The sequence below is a fragment of the Jidongwangia harbinensis genome (assembly GCF_020216025.1).
GTDB classification, from domain to species: domain Bacteria; phylum Actinomycetota; class Actinomycetes; order Mycobacteriales; family Micromonosporaceae; genus Actinoplanes; species Actinoplanes harbinensis.
This window is the reverse complement of sequence record NZ_JAIWNC010000012.1, coordinates 257,177-272,845: the sequence shown is the minus strand read 5'-3', so window position 1 is coordinate 272,845 and position 15,669 is coordinate 257,177. Positions and strand designations below refer to the sequence as shown.

General features: G+C 72.3%; 12 protein-coding genes. 9 read left to right on the top strand and 3 right to left on the bottom strand.

Translation table 11 applies throughout. The annotated features are described in order from the left end of the window. Positions 1-371: 371 nt before the first annotated feature. The 6 genes from fliQ to LDL48_RS18695 all read left to right on the top strand — a co-directional run bounded on the left by fliQ (position 372) and on the right by LDL48_RS18695 (position 4,982). On the top strand, positions 372-641 hold the full coding sequence (gene fliQ / locus LDL48_RS18720; protein ID WP_225253844.1) for a flagellar biosynthesis protein FliQ: 270 nt from the start codon (positions 372-374) through the stop codon (positions 639-641). Positions 642-740: 99 nt separating this feature from the next. Then, positions 741-1,100: a YciI family protein gene (locus LDL48_RS18715; protein WP_225256436.1), complete on the top strand. Its 360-nt coding sequence runs from the start codon at positions 741-743 to the stop codon at positions 1,098-1,100. Continuing rightward, on the top strand, positions 1,097-2,347 hold the full coding sequence (locus LDL48_RS18710) for an RNA polymerase sigma factor (protein WP_225256435.1): 1,251 nt from the start codon (positions 1,097-1,099) through the stop codon (positions 2,345-2,347). Before LDL48_RS18715 ends, LDL48_RS18710 begins: the two co-directional genes overlap by 4 nt. Continuing rightward, the gene (locus LDL48_RS18705) at positions 2,344-3,066 is read left to right on the top strand and encodes a response regulator transcription factor (protein ID WP_225256434.1); all 723 of its coding nucleotides are present in this window, start codon (positions 2,344-2,346) and stop codon (positions 3,064-3,066) included. Before LDL48_RS18710 ends, LDL48_RS18705 begins: the two co-directional genes overlap by 4 nt. After that, positions 3,023-4,438, top strand: coding sequence for a sensor histidine kinase (locus LDL48_RS18700; RefSeq protein WP_372472142.1), 1,416 nt, complete (start codon positions 3,023-3,025; stop codon positions 4,436-4,438). Before LDL48_RS18705 ends, LDL48_RS18700 begins: the two co-directional genes overlap by 44 nt. A 34-nt stretch (positions 4,439-4,472) precedes the next feature. Continuing rightward, positions 4,473-4,982 carry a hypothetical protein gene (locus LDL48_RS18695; RefSeq protein ID WP_225256432.1) on the top strand — a complete coding sequence of 170 codons (510 nt, stop codon included), beginning with the start codon at positions 4,473-4,475 and terminating at the stop codon, positions 4,980-4,982. Positions 4,983-5,023: 41 nt separating this feature from the next. Here LDL48_RS18695 and LDL48_RS18690 read toward each other — a convergent pair whose 3' ends face one another. Next, complete coding sequence (locus tag LDL48_RS18690; protein WP_225256431.1) at positions 5,024-5,794, bottom strand: DUF5995 family protein; 771 nt, start codon at positions 5,792-5,794, stop codon at positions 5,024-5,026. 159 nt (positions 5,795-5,953) lie between these two features. Beyond that, positions 5,954-8,755 carry a helix-turn-helix transcriptional regulator gene (locus LDL48_RS18685; protein WP_225256430.1) on the bottom strand — a complete coding sequence of 934 codons (2,802 nt, stop codon included), beginning with the start codon at positions 8,753-8,755 and terminating at the stop codon, positions 5,954-5,956. A gap of 175 nt (positions 8,756-8,930) precedes the next feature. Between LDL48_RS18685 and LDL48_RS18680 the strand changes: the two genes are divergently transcribed. The 3 genes from LDL48_RS18680 (at position 8,931) to LDL48_RS18670 (ending at position 14,294) form a co-directional block, all read left to right on the top strand. Continuing rightward, positions 8,931-9,530 carry an adenylate/guanylate cyclase domain-containing protein gene (locus tag LDL48_RS18680; RefSeq protein ID WP_225256429.1) on the top strand — a complete coding sequence of 200 codons (600 nt, stop codon included), beginning with the start codon at positions 8,931-8,933 and terminating at the stop codon, positions 9,528-9,530. Between the two features lie 157 nt (positions 9,531-9,687). Then, complete coding sequence (locus LDL48_RS18675; RefSeq protein WP_225256428.1) at positions 9,688-11,745, top strand: DNA gyrase/topoisomerase IV subunit B; 2,058 nt, start codon at positions 9,688-9,690, stop codon at positions 11,743-11,745. Between the two features lie 14 nt (positions 11,746-11,759). Next, positions 11,760-14,294, top strand: coding sequence for a DNA gyrase/topoisomerase IV subunit A (locus LDL48_RS18670; protein ID WP_225256427.1), 2,535 nt, complete (start codon positions 11,760-11,762; stop codon positions 14,292-14,294). 92 nt (positions 14,295-14,386) lie between these two features. On the opposite strand, the gene LDL48_RS18665 is transcribed toward LDL48_RS18670, so the two are convergent. Continuing rightward, on the bottom strand, positions 14,387-15,460 hold the full coding sequence (locus tag LDL48_RS18665) for an HD domain-containing protein (protein WP_225256426.1): 1,074 nt from the start codon (positions 15,458-15,460) through the stop codon (positions 14,387-14,389). Positions 15,461-15,669: the final 209 nt, after the last annotated feature.

Genomic DNA, 15,669 nt, shown 5'->3' with positions numbered 1-15,669 from the left:
GCCGGACCGACTCACCCGCCGCCCGCCCTAACCCGATCCGTTCCCGCTCCAACGCCGACAATCTCCCTGCCACAACCCACTCCTACCTGCAGAAACGTGGGTGTTGCATCCAAACCTTGAAATCGCCTATCCGACCTCAGGTTCCCAAGATCCACCAGTAACGCAGCCGCCACCAGGCTGAAACGCTCCATGAGCCCGTCCGCCTGAAGGTCTCCCGAGTCCCGCAGGCGGTAACCGGACAGATCGGCAAACCCCCGCTCAGCGGCAGCCGGGGCGCCGGACTTGAGGGGTCGGCGGGGGTGAACCTAACGGCAACCGGGGCGCGTCCGTCCTGCACTCCGGGGGCGGTGTGGTGGCCCGATGGGGATGGCATGACTGACACGCAGATCGTGGAGCTGGGGCTGCAGGCGATGACCATTGCGGCGAAGATGAGCGCGCCGGTGTTGTTGACCGCGTTGTTGATCGGTTTCGCGATTTCGTTGTTCCAGTCGGTGACGCAGATTCAGGAGGCGACGCTGTCGTTCGTGCCGAAGGCGGTGGCGGTCGGGGTGGCGATTCTGGTGAGTGGTAACTGGATGTTGCACGAGATGATGACGTTCACGACGCAGTTGTTCGAGCGGGTTCCGGCTCTGCTGGGCTGACACCGAATTTTCGGACCGGTGCATGTCGAGAACACCGCGGCCGCACCGACCCTATGGTGAACGCGCCCCGCCGGGGCAGCCGATCCAGGGAGAGACGCGATGAAGTACATGCTGATGATGTTCGGTGACGGCGCCACGATGATGCAGTCCCGTACCCCGGAGTGGGTCACCGAGATGATCTCGTTCATGGGGTCCTTCAACGCCGAGCTGGAGCGCACCGGCGAGGCGGTCGAGGCGCGCGGCCTGGCCGACCCGACGTCCGCCAAGACGGTTTCGCTGGTGGACGGCCAGGTGGTGGTCACCGACGGGCCGTTCGCCGAGGCCAAGGAGTCGCTGGCCGGCTACTGGGTGTTCGACGTCAAGGACGAGGACCGGGCGGTGGAACTCGCCTCCCAGGTGGTCGTCTGGGCCGAGCGGGTGGAGCTGCGCGAGGTTCCGGACGGGCCGCCCGAGCAGTGAGCGCCCCGGTGGTCGAGGACCTGCTGCGTGAGCTGGCGCCGCAGGTCCTCGGGGTGCTGATCCGCCGGTACGGCCGGTTCGACGCCGCCGAGGACGCGGTGCAGGAGGCGCTGCTCGCGGCCGCGCTGAAGTGGCCCGGCGAGGGCGTACCGGACAACCCGCGGTCCTGGCTGATCTCGGTCGCCGGGCGCCGGCTGATCGACGAGTGGCGCAGCGACGGCGCCCGCCGCGACCGCGAGGTCACCGTGGCGCTGCGGGACCTGCCGGCGACCGTGCCGGAGCGGGACGACACGGTGACGCTGCTGTTCCTCTGCTGCCACCCGTCGCTGTCCCCGCCGTCGCAGCTGGCGTTGACGCTGCGGGCGGTCGGCGGGCTCACCACCGCGGAGATCGCGTCCGCGTTCCTGGTGCCGGAGGCGACCATGGCGCAGCGGATCAGCCGCGCCAAGCAGAAGATCCGGACCAGCGGGCTGAGTTTCGCCCTGCCGCCCGAGGCGGAGCGGGCCGACCGGCTCCGGGTGGTCCGCCAGGTGCTGTACCTGATCTTCAACGAGGGGTACACCACCAGCGGCGGCGCGGCGCTGCAGCGTACCGACCTGACCGCCGAGGCGATCCGGCTGACCCGGATGCTGCGCGGGCTGATGCCGGACGACCGGGAGACCGCGGGACTGCTGGCCCTGATGGTGCTGACCGATGCGCGGCGGGCCGCCCGCACCGACGCGCACGGCGCGCTGGTCCCGCTGGACGAGCAGGACCGCACCAGGTGGCACGCCGGCCAGATCGCCGAGGGGGTGGCGCTGATCTCGGCGACGCTGGGCCGCGGGCCGATCGGCCCGTACCAGCTGCAGGCCGCGATCGCCGCGCTGCACGACGAGGCGCCGAGCGCGGACGCCACCGACTGGCCGCAGATCCTGGCACTGTACGAGGTGCTGGAGCGGATCACGCCCGGCCCGGTGGTGACGCTGAACCGGGCGGTCGCGGTGGGCATGGCGCGCGGGCCGCTGGCCGGGCTGGCGGTGCTCGGCGAGCTGGACGGCGACGAACGGATGGCCGGGAACCACCGCCTCCACGCGGTCCGCGCGCACCTGCTGGAACGGGCCGGGTACACCGCTGAGGCGCACGCGTCGTACCTGACCGCGGCGCGGATGACCAGCAGCGTGCCGGAGCAGCGGTATCTGACGGTGCGGGCGGCCCTTACCTCGTCCGAACACGGCCCGGACGATAACCCGGGCAGAATGGGCGGGTGACCGATGCGCGGGCCCAGGGCCTCGTCCTGGTGGTCGAGGACGAGCGCCCGATCGCCGATCTCGTCCGGCTGTACCTGAGCCGCGACGGCTTCGGCGTGCACGTGGAGCACGACGGCGCGGCCGGGCTGGCCGCCGCGCGCCGGATGCGGCCGGTCGCCTGCGTGCTGGACATCGCGCTGCCCGGGATGGACGGCACGGAGATCTGCCGGCGGCTGCGCGCGGACGGCGACTGGACGCCGGTCATCTTCCTCACCGCCCGCGACGACGAGGTGGACCGGGTGCTCGGCCTGGAACTGGGCGGCGACGACTACGTGACCAAGCCGTTCAGCCCGCGCGAGCTGGTGGCGCGGGTCAAGGCGCTGCTGCGCCGGGCCGCCGGTCCGGGCGGCGCCCGGGTCCGCACGCTGGGTCCGGTGACGCTGGACCCGGAGCGGCGGCTGGCCACCGTGGACGGCGCGGCGCTGACGTTGACGTCGACCGAGTTCGACCTGCTGTCCCACCTGCTCGGCCGGCCCGGACGGGTGTTCACCCGGGAGGAACTGCTGGCCGCGGTGTGGGGATACGCCGCGCACGCCGGCACCCGCACCGTCGACGTGCACGTGGCGCAGGTACGCGGCAAGCTGGGTCCGGCCGCCACGGTGATCCGTACCGTGCGGGGTGTGGGCTACACGGCCGATGCCACATCCGCCGGCCCCGCCCACCACCCTGAGCCGAACTGACGTGCTGACCTTCCGTACCCTGACAGCCCAGGTCGTGGGGGTCACCGCCGCGACCGCCGTGGTCGCGGTGATCATCACCGCGCTGGTCGCGGTGCCGCTCGCGGTGCACTCGGCGAACCGGCAGGCCCGGGAGGAACTGGTCGACACGAGCGCGCTGGCGGTCGAGCTGCTGTCCGGCGAACGGCCCGCGGCCCGGGAACGGATCGTCCGGCAGCTGCGCCGCGACGACATCGCCGTCTACCTGATCCGCCGCGGCGTGGTGGACCGGGCCGGGCTGCCCGACCGCGTGGTGCAGCAGGTGGCCGGCGGCGCGCTGGTGAACACCCGGGGGCGGGTCGACGGCCGGTCCGCGTTCATCGTCGGGCGGCCGCTGTCCGGCAATTCGGGTGGCGTCGTGCTCACCCGCCCGGCCTCCACCGGCACCGCCGGGCTGGTGCTCGGCGGGGTCTGGCTGGCGTTGCTGGCCGGCCTGCTCGGCGGGGTGGGCGCGGGGGCGGTGCTGGCCCGGTTCATCGCGCGGCCGATCCGGCAGGCCGCCGCCGCGGCCGCGCACCTGAGCGCCGGCGACCGGTCGGTGCGCCTGACCGGCGGGGGACCGGCCGAGGCGGCCGAGCTGGCCGCCGCGTTCAACCACCTGGCCGCGGCGCTGGCCACCAGCGAGGGGCGGGAGCGGGACTTCCTGTTGTCGGTCTCGCACGAGCTGCGCACGCCGCTGTCCACGATCCGGGGGTACGCCGAAGCGCTCGCCGACGGCGTGGTGGGCGCGGACGGCGTACCGAAGGCGGGCGCCACCATGGTCGCCGAGGCGGACCGGCTGGACCGCCTGATCGCGGACCTGCTCGTGCTGTCCCGGCTGGAGGCGGCCGACCTGCCGCTGGACGTGGTCCGGGTGGACCTGGTGGAGCTGATGCGCGCCGCCGCCGAGGCGTGGGCGCCGCGCTGCGCGCCGGACGGGCCGCGCCTGCTGGTCGAACTGCCGCCGGAGCCGGTGCTGGTGGACACCGACCCGGGCCGGGTCCGGCAGGTCGTCGACGGCCTGTGCGAGAACGCGCTGCGGATCGCCCCGCAGGGCGCCCCGCTGGTGCTGGCGGTGCGCGCCGGACCGCGGGCCGGGGTGCTGGAGGTGCGCGACGGCGGGCCCGGTTTCACCGACGACGACCTGGCGGTGGCGTTCCAGCGCGGGGCGCTGCACCGGCGGTACCGCGGTATCCGCAAGGTCGGCAGCGGGCTGGGCCTGGCGCTGGCGGCCCGCCTGGTGGCCCGGCTGGGCGGCCGGATCGAGGCCGGGCACGCGGCCGAGGGCGGTGCCCGGTTCACGGTCGAGATCCCGTACCCGGACCGCGAGCCTTACCGGACCCGAACATTGCCCTGACACCGGTCGAGTGCGGGCGGCGCAGGCTGCTCCCATGACACGAAACCACCTGGCGCTCACGCTCAGCACACTCGGTCTCGCCGGTGTCCTCGGCCTCACGGGCTGTGGTGCCGCACCGGACTCCTCCGGTGCCGCGAACCTCGCGGACGAGGCGTACGCCCTGCAGGCGGTCGGTCTGGAGACCGGTCTGGCCGCCACGCCCGCCCCGTCGGCGTCGGCCGGCGAGGACAAGCCCGGGCGGCACCCCGGGGTCCGCCGGCACCTGCGCAAGAACACCCTGCACGGGGAGATCGTCGTGCAGGCCAAGGACGGGGTACGGACGGTCGTGGTGCAGCGCGGTGCGGTCACCGCGGTCGACGGCTCCACGGTCAGCGTCCGGTCCACCGACGGCTACGTCATCACCTGGACACTGCACGAGAAGGTGCGGGTGCGGCACGCCAAGAAGAAGGCCGACGTCGCCGACATGAAGGCCGGTGCGCAGGTCGGCGTGGCCGGCGCCAAGGACGGCGACGCCACCGTCGCCCGGCTCGTGGTGATCCAGTAAACCGGCCCGGGCCCGCGTCCTCCCCGGCGCGGGCCCGCCGACTACTGGAGCAGCGCGCCGAGCGGTGACAGCAGCAGGCGGCCCAGCGCCGCCGCGTTGCTGTCCAGCCGCTCGCGTTCCTTGGCGGTGGCCGGCAGGTCGTGCCGGACGGACCAGAGCCGCTGGCCGTTGCGCCAGGCGACGTTGCGGGCGTACTCGATCGTCTCGCCCTGCCACCAGTCGTCCAGGTCACCGTTGATCGTGTCGATCAGCAGTTGCCATTTCTCCAGGTAGCCGCGGCGCAGACCGGGGATGGCGTCGGCGAAGATCTCGTTGATCTGCAGGTAGTCGGCGTGCTGGTCGCCGTCGTCCACCGGGTCCGAGCCGAAGTAGTCGAACGTGGTGACCAGCGCGAACGGCAGGTCGAAGTTGATGTGCGCGTTCACCCCGGCGGCGGCCGACGGCAACGGGCGGCAGTCCGGGCCGCCCACCCGGTGGAACAGCACGCTCCACACCCGCGGGCACGCGGCGCTGCCCTGGCTCCAGTGTCGCAGCGCCTCGAAGTACCGGGCCGCGAACTCCACGTCGAGACGGGACAGGAACGCCGGGTCGGCGAAGCGACCCTCGTACAGCCGGTCCAGCACCGTCGTGGTGATGTGCAGGTAGAGCTTGTTGAAGTCGGCGAGCGGATTGCTGCACAGCAGCGGCGGCACCCGTTCCAGGATGTCCTGCAGCTTGGTCAGCTGGTCCACCACGGCGGGTACGTCGTCGGGTTGGCCGGTCAGGAGCGCGGTCATGTCCTGGTGCACGGGTCCCCAGACCGACACGGTCATCGGTTCCTCCACGGGCGGTTCGGGAAAGCGGAGGGGCCCCCTAGCACCGCCCGCCGGCGGATGCCGCCGGGCGGTGCTCCCCCGTGCAAGGAGCCTGGCACCGGCGACGTAGGTAGGGATCGGTAGAACGACGTATTTCCGCCGACCGGGGCGGGACGGTCAGACCGCGCCCAGGTACACCCGGCTGGCCTGCACACGGGTGCGGACCTGCAGCTTGTCGAAGATGTGGCCGACGTGTACGCCGACCGTGCGCTCGCTGATGAACAGCTGCTGCCCGATCTCCTTGTTGGTGAGGCCCTCGGCCACCTTCGCCAGCACCTCGCGTTCCCGCCCGGTCAGCACGCCCAGCGGATCACCGGCGTCCGGTGCCGGCGTGGCCGCGACGGCGTCCGGCTCGCCCAGCGTGACCCGGGCCCGGGCCGCCACGGCGGCGATCTCCGCGGCGAACGGCTTGGCGCCCATCGCCTGGGCGGTGGCGTACGCCTCGCGCAGCGCCGTGATCGCGGCGCTCCGCTTCCCCTTGCGGGCGAACGACGCCTCGGCCATCCGCAGCCGGGCGTACGCCGCCGGATACGGCTGCTGGCGCTTGTCCCAGACGGCCGCCGCCCGGGCCCACGGATGCGGATCGTGGCGGTCCTCGATGCGGCTCAGCTCGGCCGCGCAGAGGTCCTGGTAGCCGTCGATCACGGCGCGGACCGGGGGAGCGGCGTTGGCGACGCCCCGGGTCATCCGGTCCACCACCGTGGTGAGGCGGCGGACCGCGGACGGGTCGACGGTGCCGCCGGCGGCGTGCGCCTCGGCCTCGGCGCGCAGCCCGTGCCAGGCCAGGATGCCCATCAGGACCAGGTCGTCGGAGCGGGTCTCGGTGAGCCCGCGTTGCACCGCCGCGCGGGCCTCGGCGTGCCGGCCCTGCCACATGGCGAGTCCGGCGCGCAGGGTCAGCATCGGCAGGACGTGCCGGGCGCCGCCGCCGGCCAGCACCGTCGCCACCGCGTCGAGGTCGCGGTCGGCCGCCTCGATGTCGCCGAAGCCGACCCAGAGCCGGCAGCGGGCCAGCAGCAGCTCCACCGCGTCGGCGCCGGACGGCCGGTGCCGCATCGCGGTGTCGATCACCCGTTCCGCCTCGGCCCACTGACCGACCCGGAACAGGCCGTTGGCGGCGATGGCCAGCAGCCGGGTCTGGTAGCTGCGCCCGACGCCCATCTCGGCCAGCTTCTGCGCGCCCCGCCGGGCCACCAGCACGCCCTCTTCCAGCGAGTTCAGCGGGCCGGTGAGCAGCTCGGCCAGGTGCAGGTAGGCGCAGCCCAGGTCGTCGGGGTGCCCGGAACGCTCGGCGATCTCCACGGCGTGCCGGATGACCGCCAGCCCGGCGTCCGGGTCCTCCCGGAACGCCTCGCTGAACCCCAGGGCCGCGCTGGCCCGGACCAGGTCGGCGGTGGTGCCGTCGGCCTCGGCCAGGCGCAGCGCCTCCCGCGCCCGCGCGCCGGCGTCCGCGTACCGGCCCAGGTGCAGCAGCAGTTCGGCGAGGTACGCCGCCGCGGTCGCCTTCTCGCCCGGGGTGCAGGCGGGCACCGCGAGCGCCTTCTCGTACTCGATCTCCGCGGTCACCGACCGCCCGGCCGCCGCCAGGTAGCGCGCCCGGCGCAGGTGGATCTCGCACTCGCCGGGCCCGTCCGGCCGGGCGGCCAGCTCCTCCAGCCGGGTCAGCGCGCGCTGGTGCTCGCCGCACTGGTGCGCCGACTCCGCGGCGTGCGCCAGCAGCTCGGTGCGGTCGGTGCTCGCGTCGCAGCTCAGGTCCAGTGCCAGGGACCAGTAGCGGTGTGCCTCGGCGAAGCCGTACAGCCGTTCCGCGGCGTGTGCGGCGGCCACCACCGACGGCAGCGCCCGCTGCGGCTCGCCGGCCTGCTGCCAGTGGTGTGCCAGCCGGGTGTGGTCGGCCGACCCGGTGGCCTCCAGCGCCTCGGCGTACCGGCGGTGCAGCACCGCCTGCTCGGCCGGCAGCACCTGGTGTTCGAGGACCTCGGCGACCAGCCGGTGCCGCAGCCGATAGCCGTCCGGGGCGCCCACCACGAAGCGGTGTGCCACCGCGTTGCGGATCCCCTCGATCAGCCGGTCCTCCGGCAGGGTGAGGACCCGGGCCAGCACCGGGTGCTCGACCGGCTCCACCCCGGCCGCGACCGCGTGCACCACGGCGTGCGCCTGCGGGTCCAGCTCGTCCACCCGGGACAGGAAGATCTCGCGCAGAGTGTCAGACAGTTCGACCCGGCCGTCGCGCAGGTCACGGGCCAGTTCCTCGGCCACGAACGGGTTTCCGCCGGAGCGCTTGAACACCCGGTCGGCGTCCTCGGCCTCGACTCCGTCGCCGGCGATCGCGGTGACCAGTTCCTGGGTGCCGGCGCGGTCCAGCGGGGCCAGGTCGACCACCCGGACCCAGCGCAGCCGGCGCAGCTCGGCGAGCACCCGGCGCAGCGGGTGGGTGCCCTGCAGCGACTCGGCGCGGACCGCGGCGAGCACCGACAGCCGCACGTCACCGAGGCCGGCCAGCAGGTAGAGCAGCAGCTGGCGGGTGCTGCGGTCGGCCCACTGCAGGTCGTCCAGGACCAGCAGCAGGTGGCGTTCGCCGGCCACCGCGCGCAATTCCCGGGACACTCGTTCCAGCAGGGCTCCGGCGTCGCCGTCCACCTCGGTGACCGCGGACCCGCGCCGGCGCAGCGCCTGCAGCACCGGGTGCAACGGGGAGGCGTCACCGATGTCGAGGCAGGTACCGGTGAGTACGGCGGTGCCGCCGGCGCGCAGCGCGTCGGCCGTCTCGCGCAGCAGCCGGCTCTTGCCGACACCGCTCTCGCCGGTCACGAAAACCGCGGCCGTCCCGCCGGGCCCGGTGTCCAGCAGGTCGGTGCGGATGGCGTCCAGCGTGGCGGTACGGCCGACGAGTGGCGCGTCGTCCCCCACCGAGTCCATGCGTGGCAGCCTAGACCGAATCCACCTACCACGGTTTCGTCGGTTCGGCCGGTTCTGCGTCACAAACTTGACGGTCGGCCCGGGCGTCACAGATAGGTAGTTCTGCGGATCCGCTCCGGCGGGTCCGGCTGGCACGGTTTTCTCAGCCACCGCCGGCACTAGGGGGAGCGTGGGAATGACCGTCACCGCGAACGGCATCCGCAGGCAGACTGTCACCGTCTGGTTCGTCGACATCGTGGGCTTCACGGCCCTCGTGGACGAGATGGACTGTGCGGACGTCCGGGCGCTGCAGATGGACTATTTCCGCGCGGTGTCGGCGGTGGTCCGCGACCAGGGGGGTGTCGTGGAGAAATATGTGGGGGACGCCGTCATGGCGGTGTTCGGACTGTCGCCGGGCGACCCGGGGGAGGGCGCCGCGGCGGCGGTCCGGGCGGGACTGCGGGTGCAGGAGGTGCTGCGGGGGCGGCACCTGGCCGGGCGGTTCCCGGTGTCCACCCGGGTCGGCGTTGCCACCGGCGACGTCATCGTCGACCTGGACACCGCCCATGACGGCGGGCAGGCCATGATCAGCGGGAGCGTGGTCAGCACGGCGGCCCGGCTGCAGGCGTACGCGCCGCACGACACCGTGGTGGTCTGCAGCGCCACCCGCGCGGCCAGCGACTCGGCCATCGCGTACCAGGAACTTCCGCCGGTCGCGGTGCCCGGCAAGGCACAGCCGGTGGAGCTGTCCCGCGCGCTGCACCCGCAGGACGCCCGGACGGTCGCGCTCTGCTGACCACCACGATCGTGTCGTGGCTCACGACCTGGCACTTTTGCCGGTAATGTCCGCCCAGTTTCCGGTCCGGCCCCGCCTGGGCTCCCGAATCCTGTCCCAGGCGCCCGGTAGGCTCGCCGCGTTGTAAGCCCACCCTGCCGATCGGGAGTACCACCTCGTGACTGCGCAACCGGAGCTGCTCTACGGTGCGGACGACCTCACCCACCTCGAGGGACTCGACGCCGTCCGCAAGCGTCCGGGCATGTACATCGGGTCCACCGACAGCCGCGGCGTGGGCCACCTGGTCAACGAGATCCTGGACAACTCCACCGACGAGGGCGTGGCCGGCCACGCCACCAGCGTCGCGGTCACCCTGCACGCCGACGGCTCGGTGCAGGTCGACGACGACGGCCGGGGCATCCCCACCGACATCAACGCCAAGTCCGGGCTCAGCGGCGTCGAGCTGGTCCTGACCCGGCTGCACGCCGGCGGCAAGTTCGGCGGCTCGGGCTACAAGACCTCGGGCGGCCTGCACGGCGTCGGCGCGTCCGCGGTCAACGCGCTCTCGCTGCGTTTCGACGTCACGGTCAAGCGCGAGGGCAAGGTCCACGAGCTGTCCTTCCAGCGCGGCGTGCCGGGCGCGTTCGACGGCCCCGGCCCCAAGGCGAAATTCCACCCCGAGTCGGGCCTGCGGGTGGTCCGCAAGATGAAGCGCGGCGAGGCCAGCGGCACCTCCATCCGCTACTGGTACGACGCCCGTTACTTCGAGACCGGCGCCCGGCTCGACGTCGACGCGGTCCGCGCCAAGCTGCGCAACACCGCGTTCCTGGTGCCCGGCGTGGCCTACACGTTGCGTGACGAGACCGCGGCCGAGCCGGTCACCGAGACGTTCCACTTCCCCGACGGCCTCACCGACATGGTCGAGTTCCTCACCCCGAGCGGCGACAAGCCGGTCTCCCAGATCCTGATGGTTACCGGCGAGGGGACCTACAAGGAGAACGCCGCGGACGCCAACGGCGTGATGCAGTCCAACGTCGAGCGGGTCGCCCAGATCGAGGTCGCGTTCCGGTGGGGCACCGGTTACGAGCGCACCGTCGAGTGCTTCACCAACACGATCCGCAACGTGCACGGCGGCACCCACCGCAAGGGCTTCGAGCGGGCCCTGGTCCGGGCCTTGTCCGAGGCGGTCCGCAACGCCCGCGGGCTGCTCAAGCCCAAGGAGGACCCGCCGGTCCTGGACGACCTGCTGGAGGGCATGACCGCGGTCATCCACGTGCGCCTGCCGGAACCGCAGTTCACCTCGCAGACCAAGGACGAACTCTCCACCGCCGGCATCACCCGGGTGCTGCAGGGCCTGGTGGAACGGCACCTCAAGGAATACGTGGACGGCCGCCGCACCAAGGCCGAGGCCCGCACCGTGCTGCAGAAGGTGGTCGACGCGGCCCGGGTGCGCCTCACCCAGAAGCAGCAGAAGGACGCGGCCCGCCGCAAGACCGCCCTCGAGGGCGCGTCGATGCCGCCGAAACTGGTGGACTGCCGGTCCACCGGCATCTCCCGCAGCGAGCTGTACATCGTCGAGGGCGACAGCGCGCTCGGCACCGCCCGGATGGCCCGCAGCTCGGAATACCAGGCCCTGCTGCCCATCCGCGGCAAGATCCTCAACGTGCAGAAGGCCAGCCTGCAGCAGGTCCTGGACAACGCCGAGTGCTCGGCCATCGTGCAGGTGCTCGGCGCCGGCAGCGGCCGCACGTTCGAGCTGGCCAACCTCCGCTACGGGCGCATCATGATCATGGCGGACGCCGACGTGGACGGCTCACACATCCGCACCCTGCTGATCACGCTGTTCGCCAAGTACATGCGGCCGGTGATCGAGCAGGGCCGGTTGTTCGCCGCGATGCCCCCGCTGCACAAGATCGTGACCAAGGGCCGCAACACCGAGACGCTCTACACGTACACCCAGCAGGAGATGGACTCGACCGTCGCGCGCCTGGAGAAGTCCGGCAAGCAGGTGGTCAAGCCGGTGCCCCGGTTCAAGGGTCTCGGCGAGATGGACGCCGACGAGTTGTGGGACACCACCATGAACCCGGCCACCCGCACCGTCCGGCGGATCACGCTGACCGACGCCGAGCGGGCCGAGGCCACGCTCGAGTTGCTGATGGGTGAGCGGGTCGAGCCGCGCAAGAACTGGTTGATCGAGGCCGCCGGCCGGATCGACCAGGAGACGATCGACGCCTGAGAGGTTCGTAACACATGGCACGCCGCAAGAAGGAACAGACGCGGGTGGACCTGTCGGCGTTCGACCAGGCCGGCGCCCGGGTCATCGACAACCCGATCACCACCGAGGTCGAGGACTCCTACCTGGAGTACGCGTACTCGGTCATCCACTCCCGCGCGCTGCCGGACGCCCGCGACGGGCTCAAGCCGGTGCACCGCCGCATCCTCTGGTCGATGCACGAGCAGAACCACCGCCCCGACCGGCCGTACGTGAAGTCCGCCCGGATCGTCGGCGACGTGATGGGCCGCTACCACCCGCACGGCAACCTGGCCATCTACGACGCCCTGGTCCGCCTCGCGCAGGACTTCTCGCTGAACGCGCCGCTGATCGACGGGCACGGCAACTTCGGCAGCCCCGACGACGGGCCGGCCGCCGAGCGCTACACCGAGTCCCGGATGTCGCGCGAGGCGATGCTGCTGGTCGGCGAGCTCAACGAGGGCACCGTCGACTTCAAGCCCAATTACGACGGCTCCGAACTCGAGCCCAAGGTGCTGCCGGCGGCGTTCCCCAACCTGCTGGTCAACGGCACGTCCGGGATCGCGGTCGGGATGGCGACCAACATGATCCCGCACAACCTCGCCGAGGTGGTCGCCGCGGCCCGTCACCTGATCACGTCGCCGGACGCCGATCTGGACGACCTGATGCGCTTCGTACCCGGCCCGGACCTGCCCACCGGCGGGCAGCTGCTCGGCCTGGACGAGGTGCGCCGGGCGTACGAGACCGGCCGCGGCGTGGTGCGGATGCGGGCGCGGGCGAACACCGGTCCGCTGGAGGGCGGCCGGGGCCGGCAGGCGATCACGGTCACCGAGCTGCCCTACGGCGTCGGCACCGAGAAGATCATCGAGGCGATCACCGACGAGGTGAAGGGCAAGCTGATCGTCTCCGGCCCCCGCAAGGGCCAGCGGCAGGCGGTCCGGCTGCAGGGCATCGCGGACGTCAAGGACCTCACCGACCGCGAGCACGGCACCCGGCTGGTCATCGAGTGCAAGGTCGGCGTCAACCCGCAGGCGCTGCTCGCCGACCTGTACCGGCTGACCCCGCTGGAGACCTCGTTCGGCATCAACAACCTGGTGCTGGTCGACGGTCAGCCGCAGACGCTCGGGCTCAAGGCTCTGCTCGAGGTGTTCCTGCACCACCGCTACGAGGTGGTCACCCGGCGCACCACCCACCGGCGGACCAAGCGCCAGGACCGGCTGCACCTGGTCGAGGGCCTGCTCATCGCGCTGATCGACATCGACCGCGTGGTCGCGCTGATCCGGGCCAGCGACGACGCCGCCGCGGCCAAGACCGGGCTGATGAGCGAGTTCGGGCTGACCGACATCCAGGCGACGTACATCCTGGACACGCCGCTGCGGCGGCTCACCCGCTTCGACCGGATCGAGCTGGAGACCGAGCAGGACCGGCTGCGCACCGAGATCGCCGAGCTGTCCCGCATCCTCGACGACGAGTCCGTCCTCAAGCAGGTGGTCTCCGACGAACTGGCCGAGGTCGCCTCGGAATACGGCACCGCCCGCCGCACCACGCTGATCGACGGCGACCTCAAGGAGGTGCTGGCCGCGTCCGTCCCGGCCGGGCCGCTCGAGGTCGCCGACGACCCCTGCCAGGTGATCCTGTCGGCCACCGGGCTGATCGCCCGGAGCGCGGCGGAGAGCGAGGAGGCCACCGAGGGCCGCCGGCGCAGCGGCCGGGTCAAACACGATGCGGTACGCGCCGTCGTGCACTCCACCGCCCGCGGCCGGGTGCTCCTGGTCACCAGCACCGGCCGCGCCTTCAAGATCGACGTGCTGCCGCTGCCCGTGCTGCCGGAACAGTCCGGCACCGTGTCGCTGCGCGGTGGCATGTCCGCCTCCGAACTCGTACCGCTGGAGAAGGGCGAGCGCGTGGTCGGCCTGGCCCCGCTCGGCGGCCCGTCCGCGGAGGGCTCGCCCGGCCTGGCGCTCGGCACCCGCAACGGCGTGGTCAAGGTGTGCAGCCCCGAGTGGCCGGTCCGCTCCGACGAGTTCGAGGTCATCACGCTGCGCGACGGCGACGAGGTGCTGCAGGCCACCTGGCTGACCGACGCTGCCACCGAGGCGCTGGTGTTCGTCACCTCGGACGCGTCGTTGCTGCGCTTCCCGGCCAAACTGGTCCGCCCCCAGGGCCTCAAGGGCGGCGGCATGGCCGGCATCAGCCTGGGCGCCGGAGCCGAGGCGATCGCGTTCAACGTGGTCGACTCGGCCGACCCCCAGCACGGCGACCCGATGGTGGTCACCTCGACCGGCACCCAGGTCAAGGTCACCCCGTTCGCGTCGTACCCGGCGAAGGGACGCGCCACCGGCGGCGTCCGGGTGCAGCGTTTCCTCAAGGGCGAGTCGCGCCTCACCGTCGCCTGGGTGGGACCACGCCCGGTCGGCGCCAGCAACACCGGCGATCCGGTCGAGCTGCCGGCGCCGGACAACCGCAGGGACGGCTCGGGCGAGGCGGTGCTGATGGGCCCCCAGCTGGTCGGGCACCACATCGAACGCGACTGACCCGGTGACGTACCTGGCCGTCGTCGAGAGCGACAAGTGGCGACTGGACCGCGACGTCCTGGTCCAGTCGCCGGCCCGGGACTGGCACGGGGTCAGGTGGCGAACGGCGTCGAGAGCATCATCTCCACGAGCGCGGGCGGTTGGTATCCGGGCACCCGGCCGGGCTGGAACAACGAAGGGAAGTGCAGGTGCATCGCCGGTTTGGTGGTGTACATGTCGATCATGTTGGCGCGGGCCTCCTCCTTGAACCCGAGACGCGGGAACGCGGACAGGATGGCGTCGATCGAACCCGCCGGCATGATGTCGTAACCGATCCCGGCGAAGTCGAGCCCGCTTCCGAGGGACACGATCGCGATCTCCGGCCGCTTGCGGAGTGCGATGCCGAAGACCGTGTGCAGTGCGATGGCGTCCCAGACGATGTCCACCTTCTCCGCTGCCAGCCCGCGCGCCGCGAGGAAGCTGCCGGCCGCATCGGCACCGTCCACCTCGAACCGCTGCTCCGGCGTCCAGTATTGACGCAGCACGCCCAGGTCATGCAGCAGGCAGGCCAGGAACGTCAGTTCGTCGTCGTAGTCCGTGCCGGTCTCCTCCCGGTGCAGGATGCTGCCGAACAGGAACGTTCGCATGACGTGGTGGAACAGGACCTCGGACAACGAGGCACGGGCGAAGGACAACGTCTCGTCCACGAGGTCCGACCGCGGAATCCGGACACCGGCGACCTCCTCCGGTAACCCGATGCCCGGCGCGGTGGCCGCGGTGGCGGGGCCTGCTTCGGGGGTGGCCGCAGTAGCCGGGCCTGCTTCGGGGGTGGCCGGGGTACTCGGGCCTGCGCCGGCGGCGGCCGCCACCACCGGCACGGCGCGTCGCCCGACGACCTTGGAACCGGGCAGCCGCCCGGCCTTCGACCGCCCGGTCATCTCATCGCCGGAGATGGTGACGTCGAACGTGAGACGGAGCCACATCGGCTTGGTGATCGTCTGCGCCCACGTCAGCCGCCCGCCGTCGAGCACGATGTCCCGGAGCGGAACCTCCTCGTCCGACCCCGGATCCCGGGCGACACCCCGGAGCACACCGTCGTCGCTCGACAGCACCACGACGGCCGCCAGTCTGCCGATCGGGGTGTGCAGGGTGAGGTTCCACGTTCCTTCCGCGGCGACCCCGGTCATGACCGTGCCACCGGGTCCCGCTCGACACCCTCGGCACACCCCGGATCCAGGCGGCCGACCAACAACACGCGAACAAGCATGAGCGGGAAGTTACGCCCCGGCCGGCCCCGCGAGAACGGGCTGGATTGCCACCTTCCGACGGTTCCCGGCCAGCGCGGGCACCGTCCCGGTGTGTGAAAGTGGTCGCTGGCACGGTTCGACAACACCCA